This is a genomic window from Pristimantibacillus sp. Z349TD_6, from assembly GCF_056173205.1.
Genome location: NZ_CM149662.1, coordinates 1437588 through 1448508 on the forward strand (window position 1 = coordinate 1437588; position 10921 = coordinate 1448508).

A 10921-nucleotide genomic window follows, 5' to 3' on the forward strand; every position below is an offset into this window, starting at 1 on the left:
TTTGTGGTATCGGTGTGGCTCTGAAGCACAAGTGGAAGTCAGTTTTTCAAAATAAGCCTACTTTCTAGTCCTATTTCCGCGAAAAGCTCATGTTTGTTGGAAATAAGTCTAGATTCTAGCGCTATTTTTACTGAATCAACGTGTAGTGGAGCATTTGGCGAGTTATGAGTGGAAATAAGCCTACTTTCTAGTCCTATTTCCGCGAAAAGCTGATGTTTGTTGAAAATAGGACTAGATTCTAGCGCTATTTTTACTGAATCGACGCATAGTGGAGCATTTTGTGGGTTGTTAGCAGAAATAAGCCTACTTTCTACTCCTATTTCCGCGAAAAGCTCATGTTTGTAGAAAATAGGACTAGATTCTAGCGTTATTTTTACTGAATCAACGTGTAGTGGGGCATTTGGCGGGTTGTGAGTGGAAATAAGACTATTTTCTATCCCTATTTCCGCGAAAAGCTGATGTTTGTTGAAAATAGGACTAGATTTTAGCGTTATTTTTACTGAATCGACGCAAAGAGGAGTATTTGATGGGTTGTGAGCAGAAATAAGCCTACTTTCTAGTCCTATTTCCGCGAAAAGCTGATGTTTGCTGAAAATAGGACTAGATTCTAGCGCTATTTTCATTAAATCGACGTATATTGGGCATTTGGTGGGTTGTTAGCAGGAATAACACTATTTTCTAGTCCTATTCCCGCGAAAAGCTGATGTTTGCTGAAAATAGGACTAGATTTTAGCGTTATTTTTACTGAATCGACGCAAAGAGGAGTATTTGATGGGCTGTGAGCAGAAATAAGCCTACTTTCTAGTCCTATTTCTGTGAAAGTTGCATGTTTGTTGAAAATAGGACTAGATTCTAGCGCTATTTTTATTAAATCGACGTATATTGGGCATTTGGCGGGTTGTTAGCAGGAATAACACTATTTTCTAGTCCTATTTCCGTGAAAAGCTTATGTTTGTTGGAAATAAGTCTAGATTCTAGCGCTATTTTTACTGAATCAACGTGTAGTGGGGCATTTGGCGGGTTGTGGGCGGAAAAGTGTAAGAGGAGGTTGTCCCGCAAGGCAAGTAATATGACCTTGTGGGGCAACCGCCTCTTTATTCGTCTGAGCAAACTTTACATCAGCGCTAAACCTCGCCGTCTCCCGCACCGAAACCTAGCAGTTTTGGTTGGCGAAGCAGGCCCGTATCCGTAAACTCGAGTGCGGTCACCCTGCATGGGAAATGTACGGCAAGCCAGACTACGTCGGATTTCTTCATGCCTTGCGAGAGCGAAGGGAAGGGGCAATCTCCCGGGTGGTCATGCATGAACTGGAGCAGCAGTTTTTTGGACGCGTTGTCGAGCCCCGACACATGCCCAATATATTTATTCTCATATTGCAGCACGAGGCTCGACACAAGGCCATCTCTTAATTTCACCCCAACAACGTCCGCGACGATTCGTACTTCCTTTCGTTTCTTGAACCAATCCTTATGGCCTTTGCCCTCGCTGTAAGGACTATCCAGACGCTTCGATATGAGCCCTTCCCACTCCCGCTCGATAAGCCATTCCCATAAGGACTGACCATCATCAAACAAGTCGGTGACAAACAGGCGCGGCGATTTTTCAGGAAACTTGGCAGCAAGCCGGCTGTAACGATCACGGAAGGGAAAGCTGCGCAAATCTTCACCGTTATCATTGAGCATATCAAACATGACGAATAAGAGATCATCATTGCCTGACCTTTTCTGTACGCCTAGGCGGCTGCGCTGAAAGTTTGGACGAGTGCCGTCAAAATAGACGATTTCACCATCTAGGATGCAAGGCCCAACACGCAGCGGCGACAAGAGAGCTACAATTTCAGGGAAAGTGGTATTTCGCGGCTCTACTCGTTTGGAAAATAGTTCAACACCGCCGCTGCCATCTAATCGAGCGAGCGTGCGAACGCCATCCCATTTGATTTGATATCCCCACTCCGAGCCCGTAGGGATATCGGGTGAAGTAACTGGCGCCATGGGCACCTTCGGCAAAGGAAGCAAAGACATCGTGTTCATTATCCGGCATCCTTCGTTTTTCTAGTGGTGCTCTTCCTTTTCTTTGGAGCAGCAGGTGGCGTTTTGGCCGCATCAAGGGAAGCCTGCAGCGCAGCCATCAAATCAATGACATTCGTCCGACCAACAGCCGGAGCCGAAACCATATCAACGCTTTCGCCCGCCATTTTATGCTGAATAGCTTCTAGCATGGCAGCCCGGTAATCATCGGTATATTTTTCAGGATGAAACGGTTCAGACAGCTGCTCAATGAGCTGTTTGGCCATTTGCAGTTCCTTTTCATTGACATTAGCAAGCCCAGGCAGGTTAGGCACTTCTGCTATCGGCCGAATTTCATCAGGATAATGCATCGTCTCCATGCATAAGCAGTTTCCGACAACGCGAATCGCCGCCAAGCTGCTTTTGCTGCGGATCGATATTTTGGCGATGCCGATTTTACCTGTTTGCTTGATCGCTTCAAGCAGCAGTGTATAAGCTCCAGCCCCTGACATGTCGGGGGAGAGGTAATAAGCTTTTTGATAATAGAGAGGATCGATATCCGTTAAATCGACAAAGTCGAGAATTTGAATAACCCGTGCAGATTCAGGCTTTAGCGCTTCAAGCTCCTCTTCATTAAAGAGGACAAACTTGTCCTTCTCGTATTCAAAACCTTTAGCGATATCCTCTGGTTTAACGGCTTCATCGCAGTGAGGACAAGTTTTCACATAGGAAATAGGCATGCCGCAAACCTTATGTATTTGGCGAAAATGAACATCCTTATCTTCTGTTGCTGTAAACATTTTTACAGGCACATGAACCAACCCAAAGCTAATCGCACCTTTCCAAACTGTATGCATACAATCCCCGCCCTGCTTTTTTTCCATAGGATGCGCGCGTTTGGTTAAAGTATACGAGGAATGGACAATCTCACCATATCAAGCCAATAACAAAAAGACCCTTCGCAAGCTCATTTGAACTTGTGAAAGGTCTCTATGTTAAAGCTATTTATCGCTTTTTTGCTCGTTTTTGGCTAGCTGCTGCCGAAGCTCTGCATTTTTTGCAGCTAATTGTTTAGTTAAAGCAGCCTGCGAAGCGTCAATTCGTGCTACCTCTTCGTTTAATTTCGTAATTTGAGTCATCTTGCTGCTAAGGTCGGTGGGGGAAGAGCTCATTTTGATGTTTTTTTGCAGTTGTTTTATTTTAGAGAGAGCTTTCTCTTTTTTGCTTTTATCGTTGCTGGTTTGCTTTTGCATGTCAGCGATTTCTCTTTTTAAGCGGCTGATAATGGATGTTGTGAAGCTAATGGACATAAGGGCACCTCATAATCGTATAGTGTTGCATCGCCCCATTTTACTATAAATCGCTCGTTTAAGCGAGAAAGAAAGACCCGGAAGAATGTCACCAACATAAGGTGCTCTCCCGGGTCTCCGTTCATGCAAACGGTTTAGGCTGCTGCTAGTTTATTGATTGAGATCTTGTTTGTGTTCCTGACTGTCCATGTTGTTCACGCTGTTCATGCTGTTCTTGCGAACGGTCGGTCTAATAAATCGTCCAAGAAGCATAAATAATGGCGAGGTTTCGAGTTCGACAAGATTGAGCATCTCCGCCCAGTTAAAGATGACCAGAAACGGCAGTAATCCAATGGCCAGTATGCCGAATATCAGTCCGACGGAAACATTTCGAAGCATTTTACCAATTGTCATGCTCTCATCTCCAATCTTGCGGATTCTCTCACCTTTACATTATACGCCCCTTCCGAGGCGCCATTCAACCGTACCCTTCAATTGCCGATTATTAAGGAGCATACTTGTGCCAGCAAATCATACTGAAGTATTATTAAACCTTGTACCCCATATCGTGAACTCCGATCAACCTATTGAACAGCGATCATTCACGGGAAAGGAGCTTATTTTGAAGGCAAAAAGCTTGTACCACAACTATGTCAAAAATAATCTTTTCATGAAAATGATTTTGTTGTTTGCATTGATCACAACAGTGACGATCGTAACCTTTTCGTATTTTATGTTTAATGTCATGTCGGAATCGATTGTACGCAATGAGCTTGAAAATCAGAAAAAAGCGATCGATAGCGTGAATAGCTACATGACTCGTAAATTTGAATCGGTGGAGTCCATTATGCTTGATGTGTATCGGAATGAAGCCTTATCCCTTCATCTTACTTACTTTCTTCAAAATCCGTTCGAGGATTACATCAATTATCAATTGGATCAATATGCCTCTTCTATTAATATCGACATGCCGAAGGGGCTGGACTATTTTGAAAATAAGGTTGAAAATGATGCCGATATCGAGAACCTGCTGCTGTACAGCTCGGAAAAGCAGTTTTTGTACGCATACAAGCAGGGGCATGTAACGAAGTTAATATCTACGAATGCCGCACATTCCTATATCCCGGATGCCATGGCGATGGAAGCAAGTAAAGTAACGCTGCCGAATGCATGGGTACGAACGGCAATTGGACAGCAGGATCCCAAGCTATTCGCGATACGTGTCCCCATTACGGACAAAAATACGTTAAAAAACTTAGGACAGCTGCTCGTTTATTTCAACTCAGAACGGATTCAAAAAGCACTTGAGAGCTATAAAGAACAATTAAAGGGCTATATTCTGGTCCTCGGACCAACTGGGGAAGTGCTTTTCGATTCCTCAGACAACTTTTATGGTAAACGGTACCCTTATATCGATAAAATTGATTCCTTGAATGACACTGTGATGCTTGAGCAGGAATCTTATGTCAAAATGTTCACGCAAACCGAAGCGGGTTATACCGTAGTTGGTGTAGCTCCGAAGGCGGAGGTAGCTGCTGCCTATCAAGGCTTGAAGCACATGATTACATTGATCAGTATCATTTGTATCATTATGGTGCTGCTGGTTCCGACCTTGGTTGTTATCAATTTCGCGAAACGAACGAATAAAATAATACGATTTATGCGCAAGGTGGAGAACGGCGACTTGTCCGCACGCATCCAAGACGAGAAAGAGGACGAACTTGGGCAAATTTCCAGAAGCTTTAACGATATGCTCGGCGAGCTGACAAAGCATATCGATCGCGTCTATAAAGCGGAGATTAAACAAAAGCATACAGAGCTTGCTGCTTTGCAGGCTAGAGTGAATCCCCACTTTTTGTACAATACGCTCGAAGTGATTCGGATGCGGGCCGTATCGCAAGGAGCGAAGGACGTAGGCGAAATGATATATAGCTTATCAGTGTTATTCAAAAGCTTCGTTCAGCCCAAAGGTGAAAACACGCTCAAGGATGAGCTAGAAACTTCGCGGCTCTATTTGGAGCTGTTTCGGATTCGTTATAAGGACAAGCTGTCTTACGAAATTCATTGCGATCAGAGCTTGGCTAGCAAAAATATAATGCGAATGGCACTGCAGCCGATCATTGAAAATTATGTTGTGCATGGTCTAGAAGCTCGCAGGCCGGATAACCAAGTGAAAATAAATGTTCGGCAGATAGAGGATCGCATACAAATTCAAGTCGAGGATAATGGCAGAGGCATAGCGCCTGGGAGACTCGCGTCCATTCGTGAGTCGATGGACACTCTGGAGGAAAGCGGCGATTCCTTTGGTCTTCGCAGTGTGCATGAGAGACTGAAGCTGCTGTACGGAACGGAATATGGTGTTGAAATTAACAGCACGCCAGGCGTCGGAACGATCGTAACGATTGAATTCCCAGTGCTAGAGGAGGCGCAGCATGTATAGAGTATTTCTTGTAGATGACGAGCCATTTATTATAGAAGGCTTGTACGATATTATCGATTGGGCGGCGTTTGGCCTTGAAATCGTCGGTTCAGCGGAAAATGGCCAGGATGCGCTTGAAGCGTTAAAGGAGTCGTCGGCTGATATTTTGCTTACGGATATTTCAATGCCTGTGATGGACGGCTTAACTTTGATTCGTGAAGCAAGACAATTCCGGCCGGATTTGAAGGTCATTATTTTGAGCGGCTTCAACGAATTTGACTATATCAAGTCAGGGCTAAAGCTTGGTGTGGAAAATTATTTGCTTAAACCGATTAATATTGACGAGCTGCAGGAGACGCTGGCTAATACAATCGACAAATTGAACACAACAAGACCTGACCGATTATTTAGTGATTATGATATTCGCATTCTTAGGGATAATATATTGTATCGGTGGCTGACTGGACGCATTGCGCCAAATGAGCTGATCGAACGTACCGATATGCTTGAAATCCGGCTGGATGCTCCTTATCTTGTGACGGCGATTATTCGAACGGAAAGTCAGTTCGAGCCGTCCTATGAAGCCGTACAGCGGCTTGCCATGGAAGACCCGTCGATGCTGCCGTTTGTGGACATTGATGGCGACTTGGTTATCGTGTTTATGCTGGAGGACAAGGAGCTGGGTAAGGAAAAGGCGATGAGCATGCTTGAAAATATGCAGAAGCGGTTCGCTCCGAGCCCGATGCGTATTTCGCTTGGCAGTGTGGAGGCGGTAGGCGAGGGTGCGCCGCAGAGCTACGCGCATGCGAAGAAAGCGCAGGAATATTTTTTATTGTCCGACGAGCCGGCTATTTTGGACTATAGCTTGTTGCCTTTGAAGAACAGCATTGAGAATGTAACGTCGCAGCCGCTGAATTGGTCCTTATTCTCGAAGCTGATTAAGGCGAAGGATCTAGAGCAGCTTCATGCGGCAATCGATGCTGAATTTGAGCATTATCAGACGCTGGACGGCGTTACGCCGGAATATATTCAAAGTATGGCCATTGAGATGATGATACGGTTCAAAATGGAGCTCAAAGAAATTAAACAGGCAGATCAGCCTGAGCTGTTCAAAGCAGGTTTCACGCAAATCATGCAAGCCGAGACGATTGAGGGGCTCTCCTCCGTCGTCAAAGAAGCAGCTACCTTGACGGTGGATTCGCTTATGCGCGACGTGAAAAGCCCGATCATTCAGCTGCTGCTCGGATATGTGCATGAGAACTATGCACAGGCGTTGTCGCTCAAATCACTCAGCCAGCAATACAACATCCATCCTGTTTATCTCGGACATCTGTTTCAGAAAGAGACAAATGAAACCTTTACCGAGTACATAAACAAATATCGAATAGGCAAGGCTAAAGAAATGTTGAAGGAGACGAATCTGAAGGTGCAGGAAATTGCGCTGCAGGTCGGCTACTGGGAAACTGGATATTTTTACAAGCAATTTAAGAAATATGTTGGCATTTCGCCGACTGATTACAAAGGACTACTCTAATGCAAGATGGAGTTGTCCTTTCTTTCTTTAATTTGTACACCATACCTTTAATTTGTTCCCTATTTGAAAACCGTTACATCCGTTATTTTTAAGTTAGCCCTAAAACGCATCGCGAATTAAGGTCAGAGCAATAAAGTAAGCGTATGCTTACGCAATTGGATTGTGCTTCGTAACTAGACATAGGGAGGACTTACAATGATTAGAAACAAAAAGAGATTTATGCCGGCGCTTGCGCTGATGCTGGTCATGTCAATCGTGCTTAGCGCGTGCGGCGGAAGCAAAAACGAAGGTGAAGGCACTGCCGAGAAACCAGTAGAACTGCTCTGGTACACCATTGGTACGCCTCAAAAAGATGTGGACAAGGTTATGCAGGAAGTAAGCAAATATACAGCAGAAAAAATTGGTGTTACGGTCAAAATGAGCATGATCGACTGGGGCGATTACTCACAGAAGCTGCAAGTTATGACGGCTTCCGGTGAAGCAGTAGACATTATGTTTACGTCTTCATGGGCGTTTGACTACGTGCAGAACGCAAGAAAAGGCGCATTCATGCAAATCGATGATTTGTTGAAATCGCACGGACAAGGCATCGTTGATACACTTGATCCTGCTTTCCTTGAAGGCTCCAAAATTGACGGCCACAACTATGGTATCCCTGCTAACAAAGAGCTGCCAGCACAAGAGGTATGGCGCTTTAACAAGCAGTATGTAGACAAGTACAAAATCGATATTTCAAAAGTGAACACACTTGAGAGCCTTGAGCCATTGCTCAAAACGATCAAAGAAAACGAACAAGGCGTATATCCTTTCGCGGTTGATAAAAACCAAATGCCTTACGTGCCATATGACTATGTAATCGAGAAGCTTCCAATGGCTGTTTCCCTCGATACAAAGGATTACAAATTGGTTAACGTTCTAGATACACCAGAAATGAAACAAGCTTTGACTACAATGCACAAATATTATAAAGCTGGCTACATTCCAACTGAAGCAGCAACAATGGATTCGATGACAGATGTTCAAACGACTGGCAAATGGTTCTCAGACCGTGCGACAACTCAGCCTTTCGCTGACAACCTATGGTCTGCAAGCTATGGCTACCCAGTAGTTTCAACACCAGCAAGCAAAGCGCTTATTTACAACTGGTCTGTTATGGGCTCGATGCAAGCTATTTCGGCTAACTCGAAATATCCGGAAAAAGCAATGGAATTCCTAAACTTGCTTAACACAGATCCAGTGCTTCGCAACATGATTGATTCCGGTATCGAAAACGTTCACTACAAGAAAACAGGCGACAATGTTATGGAAAACCTTGATGAGTCAAAAAACTATGACATGCCAACATTCTCACTCGGTAACGTAATGCTTACGTACTTGAATACAACAGATCCTACGAACAAGTGGGAAGAGTTCAAGAAGTTTAACGATGCAGGAACACCAGCACCTCTTCTTGGCTTCAACTTCGATCCGTCGAAAGTAACGACTGAAATTGCTTCCGTACAAAACGTAAGAGAAGAGTTCTGGGCACCGCTTATGACAGGAACAGTTGATCCTGAGACTTACATCAAACGTGCAAATGAGAAATTTAAAGCAGCTGGACTTGATAAAATTATGGCTGAAGCACAACGTCAGCTTGACGAATGGAAAGCGGCGAACAAGTAAACATGAGGGAGGTATGAAGCGAATGCACGGCATTCGTTTCATACCTTTGCTTATTAATCTGACAACTGAGAGGTGATCACGTGGGAGCCATAGGACGGTTTTTTAAAGATATTAATAAAAATAAAGCGATGTTGATTATGGTGCTGCCGGCAACAATCTGGTTCATCTTCTTCTCTTACTTGCCGATGGCCGGTATGGTTATTGCGTTTAAGGAATACAGATACAGCCGGGATGGATTTCTTGCCAGCATTATCGAGAGCAAGTGGGTAGGCCTGCAAAACTTCAAATTTCTATTCAGTACCAATGATGCTTACATTATTACACGCAATACCGTCGTTTATAACATCTTCTTTATCGTGCTTGGTCTAGTCATTGCCGTTGCAATGGCAATTATGCTGGCTGAGATTACGAACAAGAAATTAGCAAAAGTATATCAAACAGGTATGTTTCTTCCATACTTCCTATCATGGGTTATCGTCGGTTATTTCGTATTCAGCTTCCTGAGCTTGGATAAAGGCGTTGTGAACCAAGTGTTCAACTGGTTCGGCATCGATCCGATTAACTGGTACTCTGATCCAACCTATTGGCCGATTATTATCGTCGTCGTATTTCTTTGGAAATCAGTCGGCTACAACAGTGTTATCTATTTGGCAGCCATCATGGGTATTGATAAATCCCTTTATGAAGCGGCAATGATCGATGGCGCAAATAAATGGCAGCAAATTCGCAGCATTACGATCCCGATGCTTACACCGCTCATTACAATATTGACGCTGCTTGCAATCGGTAAAATCTTCTATGCGGATTTCGGACTGTTCTATCAAGTGCCAAGGGACTCTGGAACACTCTACAGCGTAACGAATGTTATCGATACTTATGTGTATCGCGGCTTGAAATCAACTGGTGAAATCGGTATGAGTACAGCAGCAGGCTTGTATCAGTCGATCATTGGATTTGTACTCGTTATTACATCGAACGGAATTGTTCGTAAATTCAACAAAGACAATGCTTTGTTCTAGTCTAAAGGCTTTACTGCTGGAACAAGCATTGCGCAGGGAGGAAAACCGCTATGTCCGCTCAAACGAAAACCCGCGACTTTCATAGGTTGACGCCCATTTGGAATATAGGATTCCATTCCGTGGCTGGTATTTTTGCATTGTTATGTGTATTTCCTTTTCTATTCGTCACCATCATTTCGTTTACGGATGAGGCGACGTTAGCTAAAAACGGCTATTCGCTTTTTCCTGAAAAATGGAGCTTTGAGGCTTACAGCTATTTATTTAAAGCGGGGGATCAACTGCTTCGCTCTTATGGGGTAACGATAGCTGTTACCGTTATTGGTACTGTCATTGGTGTTGTATGTACAGCGCTTTTCGCTTACGCAATCTCACGTAAAAGCTTTAAATATCGCGGTTTCTTCGCATTTTTCGCCTTTTTTACGATGCTATTTAACGGTGGTCTCGTGCCGTCTTATATTGTTGTTACACAGCTGCTTGGACTTAAAGATTCCATTTGGGCGCTTATTTTACCGCTTGCGGTCAACGCTTTCTACATTATGATCCTTCGGACATTCTTCTCGACCATGGTGCCAGATGCTATTATAGAATCAGGCAAAATCGATGGTGCGGGAGAGTTTGGAACCTTCTTCAAGCTGGTGCTGCCTTTGTCGCTTCCAGGGCTTGCAACCATCGCTTTGTTCAGTACACTAGGCTATTGGAATGATTGGTTTAACGCCTTGCTGTACATTAACACGCCGAATTTAGTGCCGCTTCAGTCGATGCTGATGCGGATCGAGAATAGTATGCAATTCATTATGCAAAACTCGCAAAATGCGTCGCTCAGCACCGGTTTGCTGCAGTCGATGCCGCAGGATACTTCGCGTATGGCGATGGTGGTGCTGGCAACAGGCCCAATCGTATTCGCTTATCCTTTCTTCCAAAGATATTTCATTCAAGGCTTGACGGTTGGTGCCGTTAAGGAATAATTACGAATCCTATTTCTAAAGGAGCAA

General features: G+C 44.2%; 9 protein-coding genes. 5 read left to right on the top strand and 4 right to left on the bottom strand.

Annotation, left to right across the window (positions count from 1 at the left end):
* Nucleotides 1–1124: 1124 nt before the first annotated feature.
* From AC0VYE_RS06155 to AC0VYE_RS06170, 4 genes are all read right to left on the bottom strand, one after another.
* A complete protein-coding gene (locus AC0VYE_RS06155; protein ID WP_475446736.1) occupies nucleotides 1125–2030 on the bottom strand; it encodes an ATP-dependent DNA ligase in 906 nt (301 codons plus the stop codon).
* A complete protein-coding gene (ku, locus tag AC0VYE_RS06160) occupies nucleotides 2030–2863 on the bottom strand; it encodes a non-homologous end joining protein Ku (RefSeq protein WP_475446738.1) in 834 nt (277 codons plus the stop codon). Before ku ends, AC0VYE_RS06155 begins: the two co-directional genes overlap by 1 nt.
* A 144-nt stretch (nucleotides 2864–3007) precedes the next feature.
* A complete protein-coding gene (locus AC0VYE_RS06165) occupies nucleotides 3008–3316 on the bottom strand; it encodes a hypothetical protein (RefSeq protein ID WP_339207312.1) in 309 nt (102 codons plus the stop codon).
* A gap of 150 nt (nucleotides 3317–3466) precedes the next feature.
* Nucleotides 3467–3709 carry a hypothetical protein gene (locus tag AC0VYE_RS06170; protein WP_475446740.1) on the bottom strand — a complete coding sequence of 81 codons (243 nt, stop codon included), beginning with the start codon at nucleotides 3707–3709 and terminating at the stop codon, nucleotides 3467–3469.
* 106 nt (nucleotides 3710–3815) lie between these two features.
* On the opposite strand from AC0VYE_RS06170, the gene AC0VYE_RS06175 reads away from it, so the two are divergent.
* The 5 genes from AC0VYE_RS06175 to AC0VYE_RS06195 all read left to right on the top strand — a co-directional run bounded on the left by AC0VYE_RS06175 (nucleotide 3816) and on the right by AC0VYE_RS06195 (nucleotide 10894).
* Nucleotides 3816–5735 (top strand): sensor histidine kinase, encoded by a 1920-nt coding sequence (locus tag AC0VYE_RS06175; RefSeq protein ID WP_475446742.1) that lies wholly within the window; start codon nucleotides 3816–3818, stop codon nucleotides 5733–5735.
* Nucleotides 5728–7248: a response regulator gene (locus AC0VYE_RS06180; protein WP_475446745.1), complete on the top strand. Its 1521-nt coding sequence runs from the start codon at nucleotides 5728–5730 to the stop codon at nucleotides 7246–7248. The genes AC0VYE_RS06175 and AC0VYE_RS06180 overlap by 8 nt, the downstream gene beginning before the upstream one ends.
* Before the next feature lie 195 nt (nucleotides 7249–7443).
* Nucleotides 7444–8910: an ABC transporter substrate-binding protein gene (locus AC0VYE_RS06185; RefSeq protein ID WP_076269713.1), complete on the top strand. Its 1467-nt coding sequence runs from the start codon at nucleotides 7444–7446 to the stop codon at nucleotides 8908–8910.
* A gap of 80 nt (nucleotides 8911–8990) precedes the next feature.
* Entirely contained in the window at nucleotides 8991–9929 is a 939-nt protein-coding gene (locus AC0VYE_RS06190; protein WP_179089866.1) for an ABC transporter permease, read from the top strand.
* 50 nt (nucleotides 9930–9979) lie between these two features.
* Nucleotides 9980–10894: a carbohydrate ABC transporter permease gene (locus AC0VYE_RS06195; protein ID WP_076269714.1), complete on the top strand. Its 915-nt coding sequence runs from the start codon at nucleotides 9980–9982 to the stop codon at nucleotides 10892–10894.
* Nucleotides 10895–10921 lie beyond the last annotated feature (27 nt).

What these genes read in the sequence shown, in the direction of transcription:
- AC0VYE_RS06155 (WP_475446736.1), bottom strand. Translation starts at nt 2,030, where the DNA reads ATGAACACGATGTCTTTGCTTCCTTTGCCGAAGGTGCCCATGGCGCCA.
- ku (WP_475446738.1), bottom strand. Translation starts at nt 2,863, where the DNA reads ATGCATACAGTTTGGAAAGGTGCGATTAGCTTTGGGTTGGTTCATGTG.
- AC0VYE_RS06165 (WP_339207312.1), bottom strand. Translation starts at nt 3,316, where the DNA reads ATGTCCATTAGCTTCACAACATCCATTATCAGCCGCTTAAAAAGAGAA.
- AC0VYE_RS06170 (WP_475446740.1), bottom strand. Translation starts at nt 3,709, where the DNA reads ATGACAATTGGTAAAATGCTTCGAAATGTTTCCGTCGGACTGATATTC.
- AC0VYE_RS06180 (WP_475446745.1), top strand. Translation starts at nt 5,728, where the DNA reads ATGTATAGAGTATTTCTTGTAGATGACGAGCCATTTATTATAGAAGGC.
- AC0VYE_RS06185 (WP_076269713.1), top strand. Translation starts at nt 7,444, where the DNA reads ATGATTAGAAACAAAAAGAGATTTATGCCGGCGCTTGCGCTGATGCTG.
- AC0VYE_RS06195 (WP_076269714.1), top strand. Translation starts at nt 9,980, where the DNA reads ATGTCCGCTCAAACGAAAACCCGCGACTTTCATAGGTTGACGCCCATT.